Genomic DNA, 23,299 nt, shown 5'->3' with positions numbered 1-23,299 from the left:
AGAATATTATGATCGTCGGCGTTGGCGGACAGGGAACACTTCTTACCAGCAGGATCCTGGGAGGACTTGCGATCGCCGGCGGCTATGATGTGAAACTTTCCGAAGTGCATGGGATGGCGCAGCGCGGCGGCAGCGTGGTTACGTTTGTCCGTTATGGAGAAAATGTAGCGGAACCCATCGTGGAAGAAGGCCAGGCGGATGTGATCATTGCCTTTGAACGCCTGGAGGCTCTTCGTTATGCACATTTCCTGAAGAAAGACGGGGCGCTGGTCGTCAATGACTGGCGGATCGACCCCATGCCTGTAGTGATCGGAGCAGCCGAGTATCCGGATCATATTATCGAAGACTTAAGGGAGCGTCACAAGGTTTATACCGTGAATGCCACCGAAGAGGCCAAGAAGCTTGGCAATCCCAGGGTATTTAACCTGGTTGTGCTGGGGATTGCCGCCCAGCATATGGATTTTACAAAAGAGCAGTGGTATGAGGTGATCGAAAAAACGGTTCCGCCAAAAACCATTGAGATCAATAAAAAGGCGTTTGACGTAGGATATCATTTGTAAAGAACCAGGTACTGGATTTTGGAAGAATAGAAACAATTTAAGCAACAGGAGGAAAGAGAGAAATGGCAGGAGTAGCACTGGAGAACTGGGTGGAACAGATCCGGGATCCGAAGATCGAGTGTATGAGCAGGGATGAAATGTCTGCCCTGCAGAGCGAGCGGCTGGTAAAACAGGTAAAAAATGTGTATGATCACGTGGAGTTTTACCGCAAAAAGATGGATGACCTGGGAGTAGAGCCGGGGGATATCAAAGGGATCGAAGATATCAGCAAACTTCCATTTACGACAAAGGAAGATTTGAGAGATCATTATCCATTTGGGCTTCTTGCGGTTCCGCAGGAACAGATCGTCCGTGTACAGGGAACTTCCGGAACTACCGGAAAACTTACGCTTGCTTCTTATACACAAAGGGATGTGGATGTCTGGGGAGAATGCGTGGCAAGAGGACTGACTATGGCGGGACTTACGTCAAAAGACCGGATCCATATCTGCTATGGATATGGACTGTTTACCGGAGGAATGGGTCTGGATTACGGCGCTCATGCCCTCGGAGCGATGGCGATTCCGATGTCCGCAGGAAATACCAAGCGCCAACTGATGTGTATGGAAGATTTCGGAGCCACAGCATTTGCATGTACACCGTCTTATGCGGTATATCTGGCAGAGGCGGCCCAGGAGGCAGGGATTGTAGACCGTCTCCAGATAAAAGCCAGCATCAACGGCGCAGAGCCCTGGACCGATGAGATGCGAAAGAAGATCGAGAGCATTTTACATATCAATACCTTTGATATTTACGGACTGTGCGAGATCACAGGACCGGGCGTGGCAATGGACTGCATCCATCACAAAGGACTGCATGTGCATGAAGATTTCTTTTATCCGGAAATCTTAAATCCGGTGGATCAGACGCCTTGTGCGGACGGCGAGACCGGTGAACTGGTATTTACCACCCTTGTAAAAGAAGGCATGCCGCTTCTGCGTTACCGGACCAAGGATCTGACCAGCATTGATCACACCACTTGCGAATGTGGAAGAACACTGCCCAGGATCCAGAAGTTTACCGGACGTACCGATGACATGAAAGTTATCCGCGGCGTCAATGTATTCCCGACGCAGGTAGAAGCAGCGCTTCTGTCCATGGGCGGCGGTGTGGCGCCACATTATCTGATGATCGTAGACCGGGAGAACAATCTGGATGTGCTGACAGTTATGGTAGAAGTTGACGAAAAATATTTCTCCGATGAGATCCGTAAACTGGACGAACTCAAGAGCCGGGTGGCCGCAGTCTTAAAGCAGGCTCTTGGCGTATCTGTAAGAGTGAAGCTGGTAGAACCAAAGACCATTCAGAGAAGTGAAGGCAAGGCAAAACGAGTGATCGATAACAGAGTTCTGTAAAAAGGGGGAAAGATCCATGAGTATCAATAACACAATTCAGCAATTATCAGTATTTCTGGAAAACACAGAAGGGCGTCTGGACGAAGTGCTGGATATCCTGGCAAAAAACGATGTAAATATCGTGGCGCTTAGTCTGGCAGACACTTCCGATTACGGAATGCTCCGTATGATCGTATCTGAGCCGCAGAAAGGCCGCGCAGCCCTGAAAGATGCAGGGATCACCGCCATGCTGACAGACGTAGTGGCGCTTCGCGTTCCTCACGCCACAGGATCCTTAAGCAAGGCGATGCATCAGATTGTAGAAGGCGATGTAAATATCGAATATATGTATGCATTCGCTAACGGCACAGATGCTGCTGCAGTATTGAAGAGTGACGATCCCGGCCGGGTGATCGATATCCTGAAGGGAAGCGGGTTCGATGTATACAGCGCAGACGAAGCATATCGCGCAAATCGGTAATCGTAAAGATTATGATAATGATAGTAGCAAAAAGACATCTTCGAGAACGAAGATGTCTTTTTTTGTTCGGGTACACCCTGAAATCCATTTGGGTACACCCTGAAATGCAATTGGGGACGTAGACCTTTGCAAAAGGTCTACGTCCCCAAAAAAAGGTGTTGACAAATAAAGTTGTCAATGTTATAGTTTAGATGACAAGGAAAGTTGTCAAAATGAAAACTATATTTGTCATGACAAGAAAAGAAGTTTATACATGCATGAATATTTACGAATGGATTTCCATGGCTGCTTTAGCGAACAGCTACGCGGAGAGGAGAGGTGTATATGGGGCTTAAGAACCATGTGAAGGAACATCGGGCAAGATTGAATGTGAATCAATCGCAGCTGGGCAAGATGGCTGGAGTATCCAGGCAGACGATCAGCCTGATCGAGAGGGGCGATTATTCACCGTCAGTGGCACTGGCGTTGAAACTTGCGAATATTTTTGGAGTTCCTGTAGAAGAAATTTTTGAGCTTGAGGAGGATGAGTAATATGAAGACAAAGAGGGAAAATAAATTGAATTCATATGTGAAAATGATACTTATTATGTGTGGAGGCGGAGTGATCGGTGCATTTTTGGGCGCGGGGATATTTATGCTGCAGGATGGAATAGATGAACCGTTCCCGCCAGTAGCAGAGTGGCTTGGCAATCAGGTGGCTGTAATCTTGTGGATTTTTGTGGTGATATCTCTAATTTTAAGCCTGATCTGCTATCGAAATGCAGAACACTATATCCGGCAGATGGATGTGGAAGATGATTCTCTGATGGAAATAATGGACTGCGGATATGAGCGGTGGAGTTCTTTCGGAGTAGCAGGGGCGAACGTGATTGTGTGTCTTGCAATGGTGTTCTTTGCGTTCGGCTTTTCGGTTGAAGACGAGGAGACCGCAAAGCGCCTGCTGGGAGCGATAGTGCCGTTTCTTCTTACAGTCATTGTGTGTACGATGTATCAGGTTGCCGCTGTCAGACAGGTGCGTAGAAAAGATCCTTCCAAGAAAGGGGACGCGGCGGATCTGCATTTTGAAAAAGAGTGGTTGGAAAGCTGTGATGAAGCAGAACAGACGATAATCTATAAAACCAGTTACAAAACATTTGTCCTGATGAAGACAATCCTGATGGTATTGCTGGCAATTGCAATGCTCGGCCAACTTTGCTTTGGAACAGGGATGATGGCAGTTGTGTTGCTGGCATTTGCCAATATTATTATGCTGACCACATATTCTATCTATTCGGTAAAGCTTCAGAAAATGAAATATGAGGGATAAAGCTGGTTGGGTACACCCTGAAATTCATTTGGGTACACCGTGAAATGCAATTTGGGACGTAGACCTTTGCAAAAGGTCTACGTCCCAAATTGCGTTGCAAATTACGTTGCTACTTCCCGGAGCATTTCCTGCACGGTCTTCCCGCTTGCCGGATGGTGAAGGTAAGGTGCGATTTCTGCCAGGGGTTTTAGAACAAATTCCCGATTTGCCAGATCAACGTGTGGGATGCACAGATTGGGATCGCCAAGGATCAGGTCGTCATAAAACAGTATGTCCAGATCCAGTGTTCTTGGCCCCCAGCGGCGGATTCGCTCGCGTCCGGCCTGCTGTTCTATCTTGTGCAGCTCGTCCAGAAGTTCGTAGGGTGTGAGCAGGGTGCGAAGTTTCAGGCATGCGTTCAGGAAGTCATCCTGGTCTGTGACGCCGTAGGGGCTGGTGACCAGATAATCGGAAACTGCCTCTACCTGGCAGGTTTTGTGTTCTTTTAAAGCCTGCACTGCCTGGTCGAGATAGGCTTTTTTATCGCCCATGTTGGAGCCGATCCCCAGATAGGCGGTGTGCCAGCTGCGGCGGATTTTTACGGCGACGGATTCCAGGGGGAGTCCTATGGGCGCCCAGGGCTTCTGGATTGTAAGTTCTACGGCATCCAGCCCGGGTGTGTGCAGGAGAAGCTCTTCTGCCAGCGCCTCTGCCGCGCGTTCGATGAGATGGAAGGTGTGGTTTTTCAGGAACTGGTCGATAAACTGGCAGATAGCGCCATAATCAATGGATGTCGTTAAGTTATCGGTAGTCCCGGCTTCCCGGGTGTCTGTGAACAGTATAGCCGAAACGAGAAATTTCTGGCCCAGTTTATTTTCTTCCGGAAAAACCCCGTGATTTGCGAAGATTTCCAGATTTTTAATGATGATCTGATCTTTCATAAAAACTGCCTCCCTGATCTAACGTATCGTTTGCATTTAAAATTTGTCTGCTTTTCGGATTGCTTCCGTCATCTGGATCGCCCGCCTGTTCGCCCGTACATCGTGCACCCGGACAAAGGAGCAGCCGTGAAGCATGCCGTAAACGGTGGTGGCAAGGGTTCCTTCTTCCCGCTGATCAGCCGGCAGATCAAGAGTCAGGCCGATCACGGATTTCCGGGATGTTCCAAGCAGCACCGGGTATCCCAGTTCCTGCATCCGGTCAAGATTCCGGATCACTGCCAGGTTCATGTCATAAGTTTTCCCAAATCCGACGCCTGGATCTAGCATGATCCGGTCGTCAGAAATACCGGCAGTTTTGGCGGAACGAATACATTTTCTAAGATCTTCCAGAAAATCCGGGAAAAAATCCTGATAATCCGCTTCTCTCCGGTTGTGCATCAAGCAGCAGGATGCCTGGTATTTACGAATCACCGGGCTCATTTCCGGATCGTACTGAAGCCCCCAGATGTCGTTGACCAGGTCGGCTCCAGCTTCCAGGGCGGCTCTTGCCACCCTGGATTTATAGGTATCAATGGAAATGGGAATGTCAAACCGCTGGTGTATGGCTTCGATCACGGGTGCGGTCCGCGAGATTTCTTCTTCATCCGTAATCTGCGTGTGGCCGGGGCGGGTGGATTCTCCGCCTATGTCCAGGATATCTGCGCCTTCCCGGATCATTTCTTCCGCATGAAACAGGGCGCTGTCCAGGCTGGTATATTTCCCGCCATCCGAAAAGGAATCGGGAGTTGTATTGAGGATTCCCATGATATAGGTGTGATTTTTCGTGTCAAACTGTCTGTTTCCAATAATCATGATCAGATAAAAATCTCCTTGTTTTTCTTGGTTTCCGGCCAGTCGCAGGAGCCTTTCGCCGCGCAGTGAAAGCAGGCTCTGGAAGCCTTGTCGCTTTCGTAGAGCAGGCGCTCCAGCGGTTCTGCGCCGGATCTTAATGTCCGGTGTCCGCGGATGGCGGTCAGGATCTGCCGGATATCTTCCGGGGAAAACCACGCCCCGCCTGGAAATGCCTCGGCGGTAGTTACAATATCTTTAAGGATACAGGAAGCGATCCTGGCGCTGGCAATCTCATGGGGCGTTCCATCTTCATACTGCTGCCATTTTCCGATGTCATGCAGAAGGGCGGCCGCATAGATCTGGTCTTTTGAGACCGGGATATTTTCTTCCAGGGACCGGATATAGGCGATCCGGGCGGTATCCAGAAAATGTTCCATCCCGTGCCGGCAGTAGATCCTGTCTTTTTCCCATTCCTGGATCCGCTGAAAAGAGCTCTGAAAAAGCGGATGCTTCCAGATGGCTGTCATTTTGCGTGAGAAAAGGTTCTTTTCGTTTCCTTCTTCTGTTACAGGATCCATATTAAACATTCCTTTCTAACATCCGGAAGAAACGCGCTTCCAGTTCCGGATCTGTGGCAAAAAGTCCGCGTCTGGCCAGACACACTGTTTTGCTTCCCGGCTTTTTGATGCCGCGCATGGTCATGCACAGATGCTCGGCTTCGGTCATAACGAGAACGCCCTTTGGCTGCATGCAGGTCATCAGAGCTTCTGCGATCTGGTCGGTCAGCTGTTCCTGCAGCTGCAGTCTTCTGGCATAGACTTCCACAGTCCGCGCCAGCTTGCTAAGGCCCACTACCTGACCGTCGGGAATATAAGCGATATGTACCTTTCCAAAGAAGGGCAGCATGTGGTGCTCGCAGGTGGAATAAAAAGTAATGTCCTTTTCCAGCACCATTTCACTGTTGGTGGTCTGAAACATTTTGGAGAGATGTGTGGAAGGAGTTTCCTCCATGCCTGCAAAGAGTTCCGTATACATCCGGGCAATCCGGTCCGGGGTCTCAAGAAGCCCTTCCCGGGAAGGATCTTCGCCGATCCCTTCCAGCAGCAGGCGTACGCCTTCTTTGATTTTGTTCTGATCGATCATGATGGATTCCTCATTTCTATATAAATATGTTGTTTACAGATCCTGCATAAATAGGTGTTCTACAGATTCGGCAACTGCGCCAAGATAAGAGAGCGAACCAAAGGCAACAATGACGTCGTGCTTTCCTGCTTCCTGCAGGGCTGACCGGACTGCTGCATCTATGGAAGGCTCTGCCTGCACCGGCACATTTTCATTGCAGTATTCCTGCATCACCAGGGCCAGTGTCTGCCCCGGAAGAGAGCGGGACGCGTCCGGAAGTGTGACTGTGTGAACGGAAGCAGCAAGGGGAGCCATAATGGCCGCAATGTTCCGGTAATCTTTATCTTTAAAAACGCCCATGACCAGGATCAGACGTTTCCCGGGAAAGCAGCGTTCCAGAGTTTCTCTCAGACAGCGCGCGGCTGCGGGGTTGTGGGCGCCGTCCACGAAAAAGAGAGGTTCCCTTTTCAGACAAGTGAACCGGCCGAACCATCGGACGCCGGAAAAACCACGCCGGATGGCATCTTCCGGAATAGAATAGCCCTGCTGTTTCAGCCCTGCGATCACCTCCAGAGCCACTGTGGCATTGACCGCCTGATGAGTCCCGGGCAGAGAAACCGGCAGATCCTGATATTCCTGATAGGAAATGCTCTGTCCCAGGTAATCCTCCCGCAGGATCTGAATATCCGCAGCATTTACCGTGTGAAGGGGACATCCATTCCGGGCGGCCTGGTATTTTAGTACGGCAAGCACTTCGTCATCCTGCGGAGCAGAGACCACCCGGCAGCCCGGCTTGATGATGCCGGATTTGGTCCGGGCGATTTCTTCGGGAGTGTTTCCAAGAATTCCCAGATGATCCAGACTGACGGCGGTAAACACCGCGCACACAGGAGACGGGATAATGTTGGTGGCATCACTTTCCCCGCCCATCCCACATTCCAGGACGACAAAATCACAATGTTGTTCCTTGAAATACAAAAAAGCTATTGCCGTTTCAATTTCAAACACAGTCGGACTTGACTTACCGGCTGCCTTCATACGGTCAATAGCTTGCATTGTCTGCTCTGTCAGTCTGGCGAAAGTATCTTCAGATATCGGGATCTGATCCACCTGAATTTTTTCCAGATAGGAAACCACTGTCGGCGATATATATCTGCCGGTCCGGTATCCTGCTTCGCTTAAGACTGATGAAGTGTATGCAAGCACAGATCCCTTTCCATTGGTTCCGGCAATATGTATGAAATTCAGATCCTTCTGAGGATCCTGAAGCTCACGCAACAGCTCACGAATCGTATCCAAGCCAAGTACACTTCCGTATTTCGACACATGGTCCAAATATACCCTTGCTTCTTTATAGGTCACGTTCTTCGTTTCCCTTCTATCTAATTTTTCTTTATACTGATGTTCATCATATCACTAAACAGCAATTACGACAAGGGCAAATTGGGGACGGGGCATTTTTGCAAAATGCCCCGTCCCCAATTTGCACATGAAAAGACCGGCAGTTTTTACTGCCGGTCTTTAGCCATAATCGAAAGTTTAGTGTATTGCTTTTTAATATCTAAATATATCTAAATCAAAGATGCTTTATATATTCAAAAAGGTACATTCAAATTACGATTACCGCCCAGGGAATTAAAGTTTTGTCACGTTTACTGCCTGCGGTCCCTTTGCGCCTTCAGTTACGTCGTACTCTACTTCCTGTCCTTCGTCCAGAGTCTTGAACCCTTCCATGTTCAGTCCGGAGTAGTGTACGAATACGTCGTTGCCAGATTCATCAGAGATGAAACCATAGCCTTTTTGGTTGTTAAACCATTTTACTGTACCCTTCATATGATACCTCCATAAAAATGAAAAAAATTGTAATGGATCCCGGTAATCCGGGACCAAAAGAATACGAAGTCAGCGTAGCATAAGTGAGCCGAAAAGTCAATGGAAAAGCAAGCATCTTGACGAATTGAGAGCAAACATGTAAAGTATAATTAGTTCAAATTTTAACGGATTTTAGAAAAGGATTAGAGGCATATGATAACACTGACAGGGAAAAAAGTATCCGAAGGGATTGCCATTGGAAAACTCTCTTTTTATAAGAGGGAGGCAAAGGAGATCCGCCGGATTTATGTGAAAGATGTGGAAAAGGAGATCCAGCGGTTCCAGAAGGCCCGCATGAAGGCGATCCAGGAACTGAAGAATCTGTATGATACGGCGGCAAAAGAAGTGGGAGACGCCAATGCCGCGATCTTTGAAATGCAGCAGACGATCCTGGAGCGCCAGGAGCTGGTGGACCAGGTGAATCAATTTATCGTGGAACAGAAGCTGAATGCGGAATATGCAGTTCAGAGCGTGGCGGAAAATTATCTTACCGAGGAAAACACAGAGCAGAAAATCTATACGCAGGGACATGATGTGGATGTGAAAGATGTGGCAAACCGCGTGCTGAAGATCCTTTCCAGAACCTGGAAGGACCGGATGCTGATGGATGAGCCGTTCGTTCTGGCGGCAGGAGAACTGTACCCCAGCGAGGCGGTTCAGCTGGATAAATCCAAGGTGCTGGGATTTGTGACCAGATACGGTACGATCAACTCCCACACAGCGGTTCTTGCCAGAACCAAGGGCATCCCTTCCGTGATCGGCCTTGGAGAGGCCCTGAAAAAAGATTACGATGGCAAGATGATCATCATAGACGGATACGAGGGGAAAGTCTATATTGAGCCGGATTATTCCACGCTGACTAAGATGAAACAAAAGCAGGATACAAATGTCACGCATGTGAAGAATCTGGAACGTCTGAAGGGAAAAGAAAATGTTACGCAGAGCGGTCAGAGGATCGACGTCTGTGCAAATATCGGCACCAGAGAGGATATTGAGAATGTGATCCGGAGTGATGCCGGCGGTATCGGATTGTTCCGCAGCGAGTTTTTATATATGGATAACGGGGCAAAGCTTCCTACCGAAGAGCAGCAGTTTCAGGTCTATAAGCTGGCGGCAGAGTCCATGGGAGTGAAAAAAGTAGTGATCCGTACCGCTGATCTGGGCGGAGAAAAGCAGGCGGACTGTCTGGATATAGGCAAAGAGGCCAACCCGTCCATGGGACTTCGGGGGATCCGGATCTCTCTGGAGAAAGAGGAGATCTTTAAAACCCAGCTCCGCGCCATTTTGCGGGCATCTGTCTATGGAAATGTATCCATCATGTTTCCCATGGTCACATCAATGGAAGAAGTGACCCGGGCAAAGCTTCTGTTAGAAACGGCAAAACGAGAATTAAAGGCGGAAAAGAGCGCGTTTGACGAGGAGATACAGGTGGGTGTTATGATCGAGACGCCGGCTGCTGTTATGATCAGCGGAGAACTGGCCAGAGAGGCGGATTTCTTCAGCATCGGAACGAACGATCTGACACAGTTTACTCTGGGGATGGACCGGGAAAATGATAAGCTGACCAAGTTTTACAATCCGCATCATCCGGCGCTGATCAAGATGATCCGGATCGTGGCAAATAATGTGCATCTGGAAGGAAAGAAGATCAGTATCTGCGGAGATCTGGCCGCAGACCTGGATCTGACGGAAACCTTTGTCCAGATGGGAATTGACGAGTTGTCTGTGGCGCCGGGACAGGTACTGGCGCTCCGCAAGAAGATCCGGGAGATCCAGTAAAAAAGTTCGGGAAAAGAGAAGTCTTGTACCAGGAAGGAGGAGCGAGTATGGAGCATCTGTATGAAAAAGATCCGCTGATACAAAAAATCGCGGCAGCAGAGGAAATCTGCTGGATCAATGAAAAAAAGAGATCCTGGGAGTCTGCAAGGGATCAACTTCCGGTGACTGCGGAAGAAATCGGAGACGCCAGAGAACGGCTGGACCGTTTCGCGCCCTTTATCCGGAAATGTTTTCCGGAGACAGAGCCGGAAAATGGACGGATCGAGTCGGTCCTTACTCCGATCCCCGGGATGCAGAAGACTCTGGAAGAAACGTATGGATGCCATATCCCCGGCGCTCTTCTTTTAAAGCAGGATAACGCTCTGGCAGTGGCGGGTTCCGTAAAGGCACGAGGCGGTATCTATGAAGTGCTGAAACACACTGAAGACCTGGCGATAGAAGCAGGGATCATTACTGGGGAAGAAGATTATTCTGTACTTGCTTCCGAAAAATGCCGGGAATTTTTCAGCCAGTATAAGATCCAGGTGGGCTCCACCGGAAATCTGGGGTTAAGTATCGGGATCGCCAGCGCGGCCATCGGATATCAGGTAACAGTACACATGTCGGCGGATGCCCGTCAGTGGAAGAAAGATATGCTGCGCAGCCATGGCGTGAAAGTGGTGGAGTACGCGTCCGATTACAGCGAGGCGGTAAAAAACGGAAGGAAAGAGTCTGACGCAGATCCGAAGAGTTATTTTGTGGATGACGAAAATTCCAAAAATCTGTTTATGGGATATGCGGTTGCGGCCGGACGGCTGCACGCGCAGCTGGATGATCTAGGCGTGACAGTGGATGAGAGGCATCCGTTATTTGTCTACATTCCCTGTGGGGTCGGAGGAGCGCCGGGCGGGATTACGTTTGGCCTGAAAGAAATCTGGGGAGATCATGTCCATGTATTTTTTATTGAACCGACACAGGCTCCCTGTATGGTTCTGGGAATGGCAACCGGGCTTCACAATCAGATCTGTGTACAGGATGTGGGACTGACAGGCATCACCCATGCGGACGGACTGGCGGTGGGCCGTCCCTCCGGATTCGTGGGAAAGGTAATGGAACCTCTGCTGTCCGGAGAATTTACGCTGGAAGACAGATGGCTATATGAATATATGCGGATGCTGTGGGACAGGGAGGATATTTTCATAGAACCCAGTTCCTGCGCGGCTTTTGCAGGACCGGTAAGACTGATGGATTGTGACGGGACCAGAGAATATATCCAAAAGCACGGCCTTACGGATCGGATGGATCAGGCGGTACAGATCGTATGGGCCACAGGCGGACGTCTGGTGCCGGAAGAGATCCGCGAAGAATACAGGAATACCCGGCTGTAGGAACATCTGTATCATAGATTCCATATGCTAATACTGTAAATGTGAAGCGCAGGTTTCACAAGGAAGGAGTGATATGGTATGAGCATGAATGGAATCGATATCTCCAGCTGGCAGACAGGGATCGATCTGTCTAAGGTGCCCTGTGATTTTGTGATCATCAAGGCTACGGAAGGCGTGACCTATGTCAATCCGGATTGCGACCGGGCGTTCCAGCAGGGGGCGGATCTTGGGAAAAAGCTGGGAGTATATCATTTTGCAGGAAAAAACGAAGCTTTTGCCGAGGCAGAGTATTTTGTTGATCATATCCGGGGTTATATCAAGAAAGCAGTTCTGGCATTAGACTGGGAAGGAAACGGAGTGTCGCGGGGGCCGGCCTGGGCGAAAGACTGGCTGGACCGGGTGTACCAGCTGACCGGGGTAAAACCGCTGCTCTATATGAGTAACAGCACGGTTCACGCTTATGACTGGACGTCTGTGGTAAACGGAGATTATGGATTGTGGAACGCCGGATATTATAAAGGAAATACGCTGATGGGATACAATCCGGGAGCGCCTCTTCTGGGCGGAACCGGAGCCTGGAAATTTGCGGCGCTTTATCAATATACGTCGAACGGCCGTCTGCCGGGCTACAGCGGAGATCTGGATCTTAACGTATTCTATGGAGACCGGGCGGCATGGAACGCCTATGCGGGAGGAAGTCCTGCCCAGGCAGCGCCCGAACCGGTGTATTATACTGTGAAAAGAGGAGATACCTTAAGCGGGATCGCCGCAAGATACGGAACCACCTATCAGAGACTGGCAAGGATCAACGGGATCAGCAATCCCAATCTGATCTATCCGGGACAGAAGATCCGTATCTCTTAGAAAACAAAAGAAGACGGGAAAAGATCATTCATAAAAAGAAGGAGATATGCACAAAGCAGTGCGTATCTCCTTTTCTGTGAGCGGAATTCTTTTATCTTACCGGTTTCACCGGCCCGGTGGAATTTCGTACGATCAGTTCTGCGTGGAGCAGAAGCGTTCCGATCGGGACCTGGTTCCTCAGGCTTTCCAGCGCATAATATCCGCTTTTGCCAAGCTGCAGCCGGTCCTGGCGCACCGTGGTCAGAGGAGGTGATGTGTAGGCGCAAATGGGCAGGTCATCAAAACCGATGATACTGATATCCTCCGGAACGCGGTATCCCATCTGCTGGCACTGCACCAGAGCGGCGCTGGCGATCAGGTCATGGCTGCAGATGATGGCGGTCGCCTGTTTTTCGGACAGGAGACGGGGCAGGTGTTTCTCTACACAGCAGGAAGTGTAGTGAGAACTGCCGGTGTCGGAAAGATCAGCAGAAAGTTCCTGCTGTTTCATGGTTTTAAGGAAAGCGTCCAGACGGACCTGCATGATGTGGGAGTCCAGGGCGTGGCTCAGATAACCGATTTTCCGGTGCCCCAGACTTTTTAAGTGGGAAACAGCCAGTTCCATGCCCTCCCGGTTGTCAATCCCTATGGCGGCCATACAGGGGTTGGCGGAAACGTAATTATCATAAAGGACCGCCGGCGTATGGCTGGAGGGAAATTCTTTCATCCAGGGATCTTCCAGGGAAAAACCAAGAACAAAGGCGCCCAGATAGTTATATTGCAGCATAAAGCTATCATAGGAAAGAGAATGCTGCAGACCTTCTGTGACCGGGATCACATCCACCGTGTATCCGGCGGGCTCAGCCATCTGGCGGAATCCCAGGATCAGGTCATATCCGAACGCACCCGGGGCCTGGTACTCCATACGCTGGATCAGGACACAGAGCCTGCGGCTTTTCCCGGATCTTTGGATCTTGCGATATCCCATCTCTACGGCAGTGTCGATGACGGTCTTCTGCAGGGATTCACTGATGTCGGGCGCGCCGTTCAGAGCTTTTGATACTGTTCCTTTTGAAATTCCGAGCTTATCCGCAATATCCTGCAAAGTTGCCATAGAAGACCTCCTGGTGAAAAAAGATTTCGTAATATTTCGAAAACCTGCATATTTTTAATGCAGATCCTGTGTTCATTTGGAATTATTATAGCATGAAATAAAAAGAATACAAGAAAAAAGGAAAAACAGATTGACGAATATCCAGACATGGATTAAGATGAAACCAAACGAAACAATACGAAACTATCTTGAAAGGAGTAGAAAGAAATGGAACAGGCATTACAGCATGTACTGCAGGAAAAATTTCAGAAAGATTTGAAAGAAGCAACCAAAGAGGAGATGTATACAGCGCTTCTTTTTGTTACCAAAGATAAGATGAAACATATGAAACAAAAGGAAGGAGACCGGAAGCTGTATTATATTTCCGCAGAGTTTCTGATCGGCAAGCTGCTTTCCAACAATCTGATCAATCTGGGCCTTTTTGATGAAGCAAAAGAGGTGCTGGCAAAATACGGATTCGATCTGACCGAGGTGGAAGAAGTAGAAGCAGAGCCTTCCCTTGGAAACGGCGGGCTTGGACGGCTGGCCGCCTGTTTCCTGGATTCGATCGCAACGCTGGGGCTTGCCGGAGACGGCGTGGGGCTAAACTATCATGACGGCCTTTTCCTTCAGAAATTTGCAGATCATAAGCAGCGGGAGGAGAAAAATCCCTGGATCACAGAAGAGAGCTGGCTTACCAGGACGGACCGCCATTTTGAGGTGCCTTTTCAAGACTTTACCCTGACTTCTACGATGTACGATATTGATGTGCCGGGATATGGAAAGGATACCTGCAACAAACTGCATCTCTTTGACCTGGATACCGTGGATGAAAGCATCATCCATGACGGGATCCAGTTCGACAAACGAGATATCCCTAAAAATCTGACGCTCTTCCTTTATCCGGATGACAGCGACGAGGCGGGACAGCTGCTCCGGATCTATCAGCAGTATTTTATGGTCAGCAACGCGGCCCAGCTGATCTTAAAGGAAGCAGAGGAAAGAGGGGTAAACCTCTACCATCTTCACGAGCATGTATGTATCCAGATCAATGATACCCATCCGACCATGGTGATTCCGGAACTGATCCGGCTTTTGACTACGCAGAAGGGATTTAACATGGATACGGCCATAGACGTGGTGAGAAAAACCTGCGCGTATACGAACCACACGATCCTTTCCGAGGCGCTGGAAAAATGGCCGGTCTCCTATCTTGAGAAAGTAGTGCCCCACCTTCTGCCCATTATCAGAGAACTGGACGCAAGAGTCAGAAGAGATTTTCATGATGAAAAAGTCTATATCATTGATGAAATGGACCGTGTACATATGGCCCATATCGATATCCACTACGGATATGCGGTAAATGGCGTGGCGGCGCTTCACACAGAGATCCTGAAGGAATCCGAACTGAAGCCTTTCTATGACATTTATCCGGAGAAATTTAATAATAAGACCAACGGCATTACCTTCCGCCGGTGGCTGGTTCACTGTAACCATGAGCTGGCAGATTATCTGAAAGAACTGATCGGCAAAGATTTCGTGGAGAATGCGGACAGCCTGGAGAAGCTGCTGGCCTTCCGGGACGATGACGCAGTGCTTGAAAGATTAAGAGAGATCAAGAAGGACGCCAAGCTGGAGCTGAAAAAATATCTGAAAGAAACCCAGGATGTGGATATTGATGAAAATGCAATTTTCGATATCCAGATCAAGCGTCTCCATGAGTATAAGAGACAGCAGATGAATGCGCTGTATGCGATCTATAAATATAAAGAGATCAAGAAAGGACATCTTCCCAAACGTCCGGTTACCATGATCTTTGGCGCCAAAGCTGCGCCGGCCTATACCATTGCAAAAGACATTATCCATCTGATCCTGTGTCTGCAGGAACTGATCAATCACGACCCGGAGGTCAGTCCCTATCTGCGGATCGTGATGGTGGAAAATTACAATGTGACCAAAGCGGAAAAGCTGATCCCGGCCTGCGACATTTCCGAGCAGATCTCCCTGGCTTCCAAGGAGGCTTCCGGCACCGGCAATATGAAATTCATGCTGAACGGGGCGGTAACGCTTGGAACCGAGGACGGCGCTAATGTGGAGATCCACGAACTGGTGGGCGATGATAACATTTACATTTTTGGAGAAAAGTCTGAAACAGTCATCGACCTCTATGACAAGGCGGCTTATAATTCCAGAGCCATTTACGAAAGCGATCCGGAGATCGAAGAACTGGTAGATTTTATCATCAGCAAGCAGATGATCCTTATCGGAGATCCGGTGAATCTGGGCCGGCTTTATAAGGAGATCGTGAGCAAAGACTGGTTTATGACGCTGCTTGACCTGAAAGATTATATCCTTACCAAAGAAAGAATGCTGGAGGATTATGAGGACGAGAAGGCCTGGGCAAAGAAGATGCTGGTCAATATCGCCAAAGCAGGATATTTTTCATCTGACCGCACCATTGCAGAATATAATCAGGATATCTGGCATCTGTAAGAAAGAGGAGAGCATATGAGACAGACAGGAATCTTAATGCCTGTTTTCTCCCTGCCGTCCAAAAGCGGGATTGGAGAACTGGGAGAGGCGGCATATCATTGGATCGATATCATGGAAAAAGCGGGGATGAAGATCTGGCAGATCCTTCCCCTGAACCCGGTGGGCTACGGGAATTCTCCCTATCAGCCCTATTCCTCCTATGCAGGAGATGAACTCTACATCAGCCTGGAGGAACTCTGGAAGGAAGGGCTTCTTGCCAGGGAACCGTCGCCGTTTCGGGAGTATGCCGGAAAGGTGGACTATGACGGTGTGCGGGAATGGAAACTGCCGCATCTTAAAGAGGCCTGGAAGACGTTCCGGGAAAAGAGCCTAGATGAGACTTCAAAATTCCGCTCTTTTGCAGAGCAGAAATGGGTGCAGGAATACGGTGTGTTCCGGGCTTTGAAACGGAAAAACGGCGGGGTCTGCTGGAATGAGTGGGAGGAAGCGGATAAGAACTGGATCAGCAATCCCCGGAAACTGACGGCAGAAGAAAGGGAAGAGGCAGATTTTCAGATCTTTCTTCAGTATCTCTTTTATTTTCAGTGGATGAAGGTCAAAGAGACAGCCAATGCAAAAGGGATCCGCATTATGGGCGATGTGCCATTTTATGTGGGAGTAGACTCGGTAGACGTATGGGGCGGAAAGGATCAGTTCCTTTTGGATACCGATGGACGCCCCATCTTCATCGCAGGCGTGCCTCCGGATTATTTCAGCGCTACCGGACAGCGGTGGGGCAATCCTATCTATGACTGGGATCATATGAAAGAGGATCACTACCGGTTCTGGCTGGAACGGATCGGTTACAGCGGAAAGCTGTTCGACATCGTCAGGATCGATCACTTCCGGGCATTTGATACCTACTGGAAGATCCCGTCTTCCTGTCCGACGGCCATGGAAGGGGAATGGATCGAAGCTCCGGGCTATGAGGTGCTGGATCTTCTGACCAGAGAACTGCCGGAAGTAGAACTGGTGGCGGAGGATCTGGGGGAACTGCGTCCGGAGGTGCTGACGCTGAAAGATCATTATCATCTGAAGGGCATGAAGATCCTGGTGTTTTCCATAGATTCGGGCGGGAAATATGCCAGAGACATCAATGCAGATAAAGAAAACATGATCCTTTACACAGGAACCCATGATAATGATACCCTGATGGAATGGTATCACCATTTGAACTGTGCCTCCAGGCGGAAGATCCGCCGGTTTCTGAAAAAAGAAGGATGCGGCAGCGGTTCAGTCAAAGACCGGCTTCTGGCTTATACCTTAAAGAGCAAAGCTTCTTATGTAATCCTTCCCATCCAGGACATCCTGGGGCTGGGAGAAGAAGGCCATATGAATACGCCGGGAACCGTAGGCTCTCCCAACTGGGAGTGGAGGATGCCGTCCTTTGAGGAAATAGAAAGAGCCATGAAAGAGTTTGGAACCTTAGTCAGAAAATACAGACCGGCTATTTAAAAGGCCGTTCGCAGGAAAAGGAGAGAATTCCATGAAAAAGCAGTATGAGAAAAAATGGTGGCAGCAGGCGGTGGTCTACCAGATCTATCCCCGCAGTTTTCAGGATAGCAATGGTGACGGGATCGGAGATATTCCCGGGATCATCGAAAGACTTCCCTACCTGGAGAAACTTGGCATTGACGCCATCTGGCTTTCACCGGTCTGCAAGTCGCCCCAGGATGACAATGGATATGACATTTCAGACTATCAGGATATTGACCCCATGTTCGGCACGCTGGCAGATATGGAGGAACTGATCCGGAAGGCGAAAGACCACGGGATCCGTATCATCATGGATCTGGTGCTGAACCATACTTCTGATGAACATCCCTGGTTTCTGGAAGCGAAAAAGAGTAAAGACAACCCTTATCATGACTATTATGTCTGGGAAGACGGCGTGGAAGGAGAACTGCCCAATGAGATGAAAGCGGGATTTGGCGGCCCGGCCTGGGAATGGGTGCCGGAACTTGGCCAGTATTATTTCCATCAGTTTTCGGTAAAGCAGCCGGATCTGAACTGGGAGAATCCCAAAGTGCGCCGGGAGATCTATGATATGATCCTCTGGTGGATGGAAAAAGGCGTGGGAGGCTTCCGCCTGGACGTGATCGATCAGATCGCCAAGGAGCCGGATCTGGAAATCACGGCGAATGGTCCGATGCTCCACGCATTTATCCGGGAAATGAGTAGAGAGACCTTTCAAAAGGGCGACCTCATTACCGTAGGAGAGGCATGGGGCGCAGACGTGGAACGGGCAAAGCTTTACAGCCATCCAAACGGCAGCGAATTTTCCATGGTATTTCAATTTGAACATATCGGCCTGGATCAGCAGGAAGGAAAAGAAAAATGGGATCTGGCGCCGCTGCCCCTGGTGAAACTAAAAAAAGTGCTTGCCAAATGGCAGACCGAACTTCATGGAAAAGGCTGGAACAGCCTGTTCTGGAATAATCATGATCTTCCAAGGATCGTCTCCCGCTGGGGAAATGACGGGAAATACCGGGCGGAATCTGCCAAGATGCTGGCAGTTCTGCTTCACGGCATGCAGGGAACGCCTTATATTTACCAGGGGGAAGAACTGGGCATGACCAATGTGCAGTTTGAAGATATCAGCCATTACCGGGATATCGAGACCCTGAACATGTACAAAGAACGTCTGGAAAAAGGCTATGAAAAAGAGGATATCATGGCATCCATCTATGCCAGAAGCCGGGATAATGCCCGTACGCCCATGCAGTGGGATGATACCCCGAACGCAGGCTTTACGTCCGGCACACCCTGGATCGAAGTGAATCCGAATTATACCAGGATCAACGCCGGAAAGGAACTGGAAGATCCGGAATCTGTTTTTTCTTTTTACCAGAAGCTGATCCGGCTTCGGAAGGAGCATCCGGTGTTTGTAGAAGGAGAGTTTCACCTTCTCCTGCCGGAGGATCCGCAGATCTTTGCCTATACCAGACGCCTGGGAGATACAGAGATGCTGGTCTGTGCAAACTTTTCCGACCAGCCGGCCACCTGTCCTCTCTGGAAGGAGTGGAAGGATGGAAGGGTACTGATCCACAATTATCCGGGAGAGTATGAGGAAGAGTTGAAGCCTTATGAGGCTGTGATGATACTTCTGTAATCATAAAAAAGATTGCCGCCTGACGGATCAGGCAGCAATCTTTTTTTGCATATCCTCTTAATTCCAAAGTGTAAGGTTCCGCTCCAAAGCTCCGGTATAGGTGATCCGGCCATCGGATGAAAGTTGAATGTCTGACAGATTTTCCGGATTCTCATAGTCTTTGCTGACGCCGTCATCGCTGTAGAGGGTATAGGAAGCTTCTGTACCTGGCCAGGCGATGACCTGAAGCCTGGTATCATCCACAGCAGCAGTATTTTTTGCAGGCGCGGCCAGCGGAAGGAGATGTCCTTTTCGCAGGAAAAAGATCAGTTCGTTTTCCGCTACAGGCACATAGTGGTGTCCTGCAGTCATCAGTTTCAGACGGATATCCTCCGGACCTGTTGTGGTGATAAGGAGCATGTCTTCCGGCAGGTATACATAACGGCCTTCTGCGTTTGGCTGATAAACAGGGGCCAGCATCAGGCTTTCGCCAAGAAGCAGCTGATCTTCCACCTGAACAGCCTGTGTATCCTGCGGGTAGTCAAAGGCAAGAGGACGGAAGAGCATCTCGTCATGCAAAGCGGCCTTCATGTACTCACTGTACAGGTAAGGAAGCAGGCAATACCGAAGTTCCAGGATCTTCTTTGCGCTTTCCATATTGGAGAAGCGGTACAGTTCCTGTTCCCGGGTTCCCATGGCGGAGTGATTCCGCATCAGAGGCGTAAAGATCCCGAACTGCAGCCAGCGAAGGACCAGGTCTTCCGTAGTGTCACCGCCAAAGCCGCCCAGATCTGCGCCGGTATAGAGGAATCCGCACATGTTTAAGGAAGGCATCATTTTTATATTCATCAGAAGGTGGGACCACCAGGCCATATTGTCGCCCTGCCATATGCCGCCGTACCGGTGCATGCCGATATAGGAGGCTCGGGAGAACATCAGGATCCGTTTGTCCGGCTCCAGTTCTTCAAATGCTTCGCCTGCGGCCCTGGTCATGTTATAACCGTAGAGATTGTGGACTTTGTCGTGGCGGACCCTTTCCATACCATTTCCCGGTTCATGATAAAAGCTCCGGTAATCTTCCGGATGGTTGGCCAGCGTGTTGACAAGGCCCAGAAAACGGTCATTTTTCTCCAGGTCAAGATTCTGGCCCTTCAGTTCAGCCACTTCATCAAAGACCTTGTTCAGTCTCTTTTCAGAGTAAAAAATAGCCGGTTCATTCATGTCATTCCAGAAGCCTTCGATCCCCTGATCCAGAAGATATTTGTAATGCAGTCCAAACCACCGTCTGGCTTCGGGGTTCAGCATATCCGGGAAATGCGCTTTTCCCGGCCATACGGCGCCTACAAAAGGCGTGCCGTCTTCTTCTTTGCAGAAATATCCCTTTTCCACGCCTTCCTCATAGACGGGATATCCCTCCTCTATCTTTACTCCGGCATCGATGATAGGAACCAGATGGACACCCTGTTCTTTCAGATCATTTACCAGTCCCGGAAAATCAGGGAATCTTTCCCTGGAAACGGTAAAGTCTTTGTAGCGTTCCATATAGTCGATGTCCATGTAAATGGCGTCCAGAGGGAACCCGTTCTCTGCGTAGGTTTCGGCCACTTCCCGGAAGTCCGCTTCGTCTTTATAGCCCCATCGGCTCTGTCCATAGCCGAACGCCCACTTCGGCGGGATATAGCTGCGTCCGATCATCTGGCGGAAGGTATGGACAATGGAAGCGGGCAGATGATCCTCTGTCTCGATCAGGTAAATGTCCAGGTTCCAGTCCTCGGGGGTAATACGCAGGGTGTCACTTCTGGTATAACCGATATCAAATGTCAGCGTTCCCGGATAATCGATGAAAATGCCAAAGGGTGAGGCGCCTCCGATGATGAGGAAATTGTGGGCTCCGTAGAGGGAGCGGGTGGTCTCTGTGTGATGCGGGTTATCGGTACAGTTGCTGGTGTAGATCCAGCCCCTCTTATTGATCCCCCGCACCTGTTCTCCCAGTCCGTAGACAGGAGCGCCCTTTTCCAGAGTAAGAACAAGGCTTTCCTCTGTGTTTGTAAAATAGGGGAGTGTTCCTTCCTGGGCAGGATATGTTTTTACCACTGCGTCTGTAGGGAAGGGACGTCCGAACGTAAATTTGCGTACCATAAGATTTCTCCTTTTCTAATGATTTGTAATGTGATACGATGATGCTGTAATACCAATCTAAGGACAGACTGGAAATTTACAGCTTTGATTCTAACGATATTTTACTTTGGAAGGAAAAGAAAGTCTTGTATATTTCCAACTTATTTTGACACAATCCTGCGGTTGTGGAGGAAAAGTGAACAATGAAGGAAAAGAAAATGTATCGGGAAGAGAACCAGCATGGAAGCCCTCTTTTTCCCATTGAATATTATAATTGTGTGTACCCGGCAAGGCTTCCCGGCCTGCCGGTCCACTGGCATGAAGAGTTTGAGATCACCTGTGTCCGGAGAGGGCAGGGGACGTATCTGATCGATCTGGAGCCTTGTCCGGTAAAGGAAGGAGATGTGCTCTTCCTTACGTCTGGCATCTTACATGGAATCCCGGCGGGAGGCACAGATTTCCTGGAGACGGACAGTTTCGTGTTTCATCCTTCCCTGCTGGGCGGTCCACTGGATCTGTGCAGCGTGAAATATCTGGCTCCTCTGGAACAGGGGGAAGTCCGGTTTCCGGCGGTGATCTCTGGTGAGAGAGAACCTCGTCTGGCTGCAGAACTTGCCGGGATGTTTGCACGTCTGAAAAAGGAGTTTGATTCAGAAGAAGAAGGCCATGAACTGGCGGTTAAGGGAGAACTTCTGAAGGCGCTGGCGGCCTTATACCGGGAAGCACCGTTTGAACGAAAAGAGAAGCAGAATCAGGAAGTATTGGAGAAATTAAAGACGGTAACCGGATATATCAAGGAAAATTACCAGCGCCCCGTCAGTGTGGCGGAACTTGCGGATCTCTGCCATTTCAGCGAGTATTATTTCATGCGTTTCTTTAAACAGTACATGAATATGACCTGTGTAGAGTATATCAATCAGTGCCGGATGGAGGAGGCGGCAGCCAGACTGGCATCCGGAAGAGAGAGCGTAACAGAAGTGGCGCTGGATACAGGGTTTGGCAATCTTTCGTATTTCAACCGGGTATTTAAAAAGCGGTTCGGCATGACGCCGGGAGCCTACCGGAAAGATGGCAGATATGAGGGGGAGAAATAAAAGAACAGGTGGATAATATTGGGTCATGAAGAAAAGTGTAAAAGTTGTAATTATGATTGCCATGATACTGGTAAGCCTGGCAATTGCGTTTATTTGTGTTTTGAAAATCACGGAAAAAAAGAAAGGACAGTTGACGGGGGATCCGATGAGGGCAGTCTATCTGGAAAAGGATGACGGGGAGGGTATTTTTGTGAATCTGGAAGCGGAATATCCTTTTTACGGGACAGTACCAGAGGATGCAGTTTATGATGAATCAGGGAAGAAGATGGCCGCAGATAATCTGGATAACGGGGATGTGGTGGATATCTACGGAAACGGAATGATCGCGGAATCATACCCCGCACAGTATCATGGAATCACAGAGATCAGGCGGACAGAGCAGGCAAATCAGGAATACATCGGACAGTATGGACATTATCTTGATGAATTTTTTGTAGAAAAAGATCCATCTGAACGCCCGTATCTGAATGTATGCTATACGGATGAGCTGGCGGCAGCTTCGGTCATGATTTCGGAACCGCTAAGCTATACATGGACGTATGAAGAGAATGGAGAAAGCAACACGGTTACTACGGATGCGCCGCATATTCTGCAGACAAGTCCCGTGGAAGTCAGAAAGCTCTCTGCGCCCATGCAGATGGAGCTGCAGTTTGATGAGATGCCGGAGCGTATACAGATCCTTTCATGGGAGGATGCACTTCTGGGGCAGGAACAGAATGAAGCAGAGCAGATGCCGGAAGGAGAGGCAGTTGCTGTGCAAACGAATGATAAGGGCAACCCGGAATTCGTTGCACGGCCAGGCCGGGTATATCTGGCGTGCGGCGAATGGGAGAATGGAACGGTAAGTTATGCGTTTTGGACACCGGATAAATAATAAATCCAGGATGTGAAATGCAGGCTCTGATGAAAGAGTGAGA

21 protein-coding genes are annotated in these 23,299 nt (G+C 49.4%); 13 read left to right on the top strand and 8 right to left on the bottom strand.

What is annotated here, in order from left to right; all coding sequences use genetic code 11:
• The 5 genes from H6A13_RS03985 to H6A13_RS03965 all read left to right on the top strand — a co-directional run.
• A partial coding sequence (locus H6A13_RS03985) for an indolepyruvate oxidoreductase subunit beta (protein ID WP_204908327.1) occupies positions 1 to 560 on the top strand: 560 nt, incomplete at its 5' end.
• 62 nt (positions 561 to 622) lie between these two features.
• Positions 623 to 1,954, top strand: coding sequence for a phenylacetate--CoA ligase family protein (locus H6A13_RS03980; protein WP_204908326.1), 1,332 nt, complete (start codon positions 623 to 625; stop codon positions 1,952 to 1,954).
• A 16-nt stretch (positions 1,955 to 1,970) separates the two neighbouring features.
• Positions 1,971 to 2,414, top strand: a complete 444-nt coding sequence (locus H6A13_RS03975) for an amino acid-binding protein (RefSeq protein WP_204908325.1) — start codon at positions 1,971 to 1,973, stop codon at positions 2,412 to 2,414.
• A 324-nt stretch (positions 2,415 to 2,738) separates the two neighbouring features.
• Entirely contained in the window at positions 2,739 to 2,945 is a 207-nt protein-coding gene (locus H6A13_RS03970; protein ID WP_204908324.1) for a helix-turn-helix transcriptional regulator, read from the top strand.
• Position 2,946: 1 nt separating this feature from the next.
• Positions 2,947 to 3,720: a DUF3169 family protein gene (locus H6A13_RS03965; protein ID WP_204908323.1), complete on the top strand. Its 774-nt coding sequence runs from the start codon at positions 2,947 to 2,949 to the stop codon at positions 3,718 to 3,720.
• Between the two features lie 101 nt (positions 3,721 to 3,821).
• Here H6A13_RS03965 and folK read toward each other — a convergent pair whose 3' ends face one another.
• The 6 genes from folK to H6A13_RS03935 all read right to left on the bottom strand — a co-directional run bounded on the left by folK (position 3,822) and on the right by H6A13_RS03935 (position 8,426).
• On the bottom strand, positions 3,822 to 4,640 hold the full coding sequence (folK, locus tag H6A13_RS03960) for a 2-amino-4-hydroxy-6-hydroxymethyldihydropteridine diphosphokinase (RefSeq protein WP_204908322.1): 819 nt from the start codon (positions 4,638 to 4,640) through the stop codon (positions 3,822 to 3,824).
• Positions 4,641 to 4,676: 36 nt separating this feature from the next.
• The gene (gene folP / locus H6A13_RS03955) at positions 4,677 to 5,492 is read right to left on the bottom strand and encodes a dihydropteroate synthase (RefSeq protein WP_204908321.1); all 816 of its coding nucleotides are present in this window, start codon (positions 5,490 to 5,492) and stop codon (positions 4,677 to 4,679) included.
• 2 nt (positions 5,493 to 5,494) lie between these two features.
• The gene (locus H6A13_RS03950) at positions 5,495 to 6,049 is read right to left on the bottom strand and encodes an HD domain-containing protein (RefSeq protein WP_204908320.1); all 555 of its coding nucleotides are present in this window, start codon (positions 6,047 to 6,049) and stop codon (positions 5,495 to 5,497) included.
• A 1-nt stretch (position 6,050) separates the two neighbouring features.
• The gene (folE, locus tag H6A13_RS03945) at positions 6,051 to 6,611 is read right to left on the bottom strand and encodes a GTP cyclohydrolase I FolE (protein ID WP_338043004.1); all 561 of its coding nucleotides are present in this window, start codon (positions 6,609 to 6,611) and stop codon (positions 6,051 to 6,053) included.
• Positions 6,612 to 6,647: 36 nt separating this feature from the next.
• Positions 6,648 to 7,955: a glutamate ligase domain-containing protein gene (locus tag H6A13_RS03940; protein ID WP_204908318.1), complete on the bottom strand. Its 1,308-nt coding sequence runs from the start codon at positions 7,953 to 7,955 to the stop codon at positions 6,648 to 6,650.
• Positions 7,956 to 8,228: 273 nt separating this feature from the next.
• On the bottom strand, positions 8,229 to 8,426 hold the full coding sequence (locus H6A13_RS03935; protein WP_204908317.1) for a cold-shock protein: 198 nt from the start codon (positions 8,424 to 8,426) through the stop codon (positions 8,229 to 8,231).
• A gap of 192 nt (positions 8,427 to 8,618) precedes the next feature.
• Here H6A13_RS03935 and ptsP point away from each other — a divergent pair, with 192 nt between their 5' ends.
• From ptsP to H6A13_RS13400, 3 genes are all read left to right on the top strand, one after another.
• Positions 8,619 to 10,244 (top strand): phosphoenolpyruvate--protein phosphotransferase, encoded by a 1,626-nt coding sequence (ptsP, locus tag H6A13_RS03930; RefSeq protein WP_204908316.1) that lies wholly within the window; start codon positions 8,619 to 8,621, stop codon positions 10,242 to 10,244.
• A 47-nt stretch (positions 10,245 to 10,291) separates the two neighbouring features.
• Positions 10,292 to 11,611, top strand: a complete 1,320-nt coding sequence (gene dsdA, locus H6A13_RS03925; protein ID WP_204908315.1) for a D-serine ammonia-lyase — start codon at positions 10,292 to 10,294, stop codon at positions 11,609 to 11,611.
• Positions 11,612 to 11,689: 78 nt separating this feature from the next.
• Positions 11,690 to 12,475, top strand: a complete 786-nt coding sequence (locus tag H6A13_RS13400; RefSeq protein ID WP_204908314.1) for a GH25 family lysozyme — start codon at positions 11,690 to 11,692, stop codon at positions 12,473 to 12,475.
• A 91-nt stretch (positions 12,476 to 12,566) separates the two neighbouring features.
• On the opposite strand, the gene H6A13_RS03915 is transcribed toward H6A13_RS13400, so the two are convergent.
• Positions 12,567 to 13,568: a LacI family DNA-binding transcriptional regulator gene (locus H6A13_RS03915; protein WP_204908313.1), complete on the bottom strand. Its 1,002-nt coding sequence runs from the start codon at positions 13,566 to 13,568 to the stop codon at positions 12,567 to 12,569.
• Between the two features lie 207 nt (positions 13,569 to 13,775).
• Between H6A13_RS03915 and H6A13_RS03910 the strand changes: the two genes are divergently transcribed.
• Genes H6A13_RS03910 through H6A13_RS03900 form a run of 3 tightly spaced genes read left to right on the top strand, consistent with a single transcriptional unit; the run spans position 13,776 to position 19,191 of the window.
• Positions 13,776 to 16,040 carry a glycogen/starch/alpha-glucan phosphorylase gene (locus H6A13_RS03910; RefSeq protein WP_204908312.1) on the top strand — a complete coding sequence of 755 codons (2,265 nt, stop codon included), beginning with the start codon at positions 13,776 to 13,778 and terminating at the stop codon, positions 16,038 to 16,040.
• A gap of 15 nt (positions 16,041 to 16,055) precedes the next feature.
• Positions 16,056 to 17,534 (top strand): 4-alpha-glucanotransferase, encoded by a 1,479-nt coding sequence (gene malQ / locus H6A13_RS03905; protein ID WP_204908311.1) that lies wholly within the window; start codon positions 16,056 to 16,058, stop codon positions 17,532 to 17,534.
• Between the two features lie 31 nt (positions 17,535 to 17,565).
• Positions 17,566 to 19,191: a glycoside hydrolase family 13 protein gene (locus tag H6A13_RS03900; protein ID WP_204908310.1), complete on the top strand. Its 1,626-nt coding sequence runs from the start codon at positions 17,566 to 17,568 to the stop codon at positions 19,189 to 19,191.
• 57 nt (positions 19,192 to 19,248) lie between these two features.
• On the opposite strand, the gene H6A13_RS03895 is transcribed toward H6A13_RS03900, so the two are convergent.
• The gene (locus H6A13_RS03895; protein WP_204908309.1) at positions 19,249 to 21,309 is read right to left on the bottom strand and encodes a TIM-barrel domain-containing protein; all 2,061 of its coding nucleotides are present in this window, start codon (positions 21,307 to 21,309) and stop codon (positions 19,249 to 19,251) included.
• A gap of 182 nt (positions 21,310 to 21,491) precedes the next feature.
• Here H6A13_RS03895 and H6A13_RS03890 point away from each other — a divergent pair, with 182 nt between their 5' ends.
• Together H6A13_RS03890 and H6A13_RS03885 are read left to right on the top strand one after the other, a co-directional pair.
• Positions 21,492 to 22,382 carry an AraC family transcriptional regulator gene (locus H6A13_RS03890; RefSeq protein ID WP_204908308.1) on the top strand — a complete coding sequence of 297 codons (891 nt, stop codon included), beginning with the start codon at positions 21,492 to 21,494 and terminating at the stop codon, positions 22,380 to 22,382.
• Positions 22,383 to 22,407: 25 nt separating this feature from the next.
• The gene (locus H6A13_RS03885; protein WP_204908307.1) at positions 22,408 to 23,256 is read left to right on the top strand and encodes a hypothetical protein; all 849 of its coding nucleotides are present in this window, start codon (positions 22,408 to 22,410) and stop codon (positions 23,254 to 23,256) included.
• The last annotated feature ends 43 nt before the right edge of the window (positions 23,257 to 23,299 follow it).

The organism is Mordavella massiliensis, from assembly GCF_016902415.1.
GTDB classification, from domain to species: domain Bacteria; phylum Bacillota; class Clostridia; order Lachnospirales; family Lachnospiraceae; genus Merdimonas; species Merdimonas faecigallinarum.
Note: the sequence above shows the minus strand (reverse complement) of the source record. Positions and strands in the feature narration are given on the sequence as shown.

Coding starts and splice junctions, on each gene's coding strand:
- H6A13_RS03890 (WP_204908308.1), top strand. CDS start 21,492: ATGAAGGAAAAGAAAATGTATCGGGAAGAGAACCAGCATGGAAGCCCT.
- dsdA (WP_204908315.1), top strand. CDS start 10,292: ATGGAGCATCTGTATGAAAAAGATCCGCTGATACAAAAAATCGCGGCA.
- H6A13_RS03885 (WP_204908307.1), top strand. CDS start 22,408: ATGAAGAAAAGTGTAAAAGTTGTAATTATGATTGCCATGATACTGGTA.
- H6A13_RS03910 (WP_204908312.1), top strand. CDS start 13,776: ATGGAACAGGCATTACAGCATGTACTGCAGGAAAAATTTCAGAAAGAT.
- H6A13_RS03975 (WP_204908325.1), top strand. CDS start 1,971: ATGAGTATCAATAACACAATTCAGCAATTATCAGTATTTCTGGAAAAC.
- H6A13_RS03915 (WP_204908313.1), bottom strand. CDS start 13,568: ATGGCAACTTTGCAGGATATTGCGGATAAGCTCGGAATTTCAAAAGGA.
- H6A13_RS03965 (WP_204908323.1), top strand. CDS start 2,947: ATGAAGACAAAGAGGGAAAATAAATTGAATTCATATGTGAAAATGATA.
- H6A13_RS03970 (WP_204908324.1), top strand. CDS start 2,739: ATGGGGCTTAAGAACCATGTGAAGGAACATCGGGCAAGATTGAATGTG.
- ptsP (WP_204908316.1), top strand. CDS start 8,619: ATGATAACACTGACAGGGAAAAAAGTATCCGAAGGGATTGCCATTGGA.
- H6A13_RS03900 (WP_204908310.1), top strand. CDS start 17,566: ATGAAAAAGCAGTATGAGAAAAAATGGTGGCAGCAGGCGGTGGTCTAC.
- H6A13_RS03950 (WP_204908320.1), bottom strand. CDS start 6,049: ATGGATCCTGTAACAGAAGAAGGAAACGAAAAGAACCTTTTCTCACGC.
- H6A13_RS13400 (WP_204908314.1), top strand. CDS start 11,690: ATGAGCATGAATGGAATCGATATCTCCAGCTGGCAGACAGGGATCGAT.
- H6A13_RS03935 (WP_204908317.1), bottom strand. CDS start 8,426: ATGAAGGGTACAGTAAAATGGTTTAACAACCAAAAAGGCTATGGTTTC.
- H6A13_RS03980 (WP_204908326.1), top strand. CDS start 623: ATGGCAGGAGTAGCACTGGAGAACTGGGTGGAACAGATCCGGGATCCG.
- malQ (WP_204908311.1), top strand. CDS start 16,056: ATGAGACAGACAGGAATCTTAATGCCTGTTTTCTCCCTGCCGTCCAAA.
- H6A13_RS03895 (WP_204908309.1), bottom strand. CDS start 21,309: ATGGTACGCAAATTTACGTTCGGACGTCCCTTCCCTACAGACGCAGTG.
- folK (WP_204908322.1), bottom strand. CDS start 4,640: ATGAAAGATCAGATCATCATTAAAAATCTGGAAATCTTCGCAAATCAC.
- folP (WP_204908321.1), bottom strand. CDS start 5,492: ATGATTATTGGAAACAGACAGTTTGACACGAAAAATCACACCTATATC.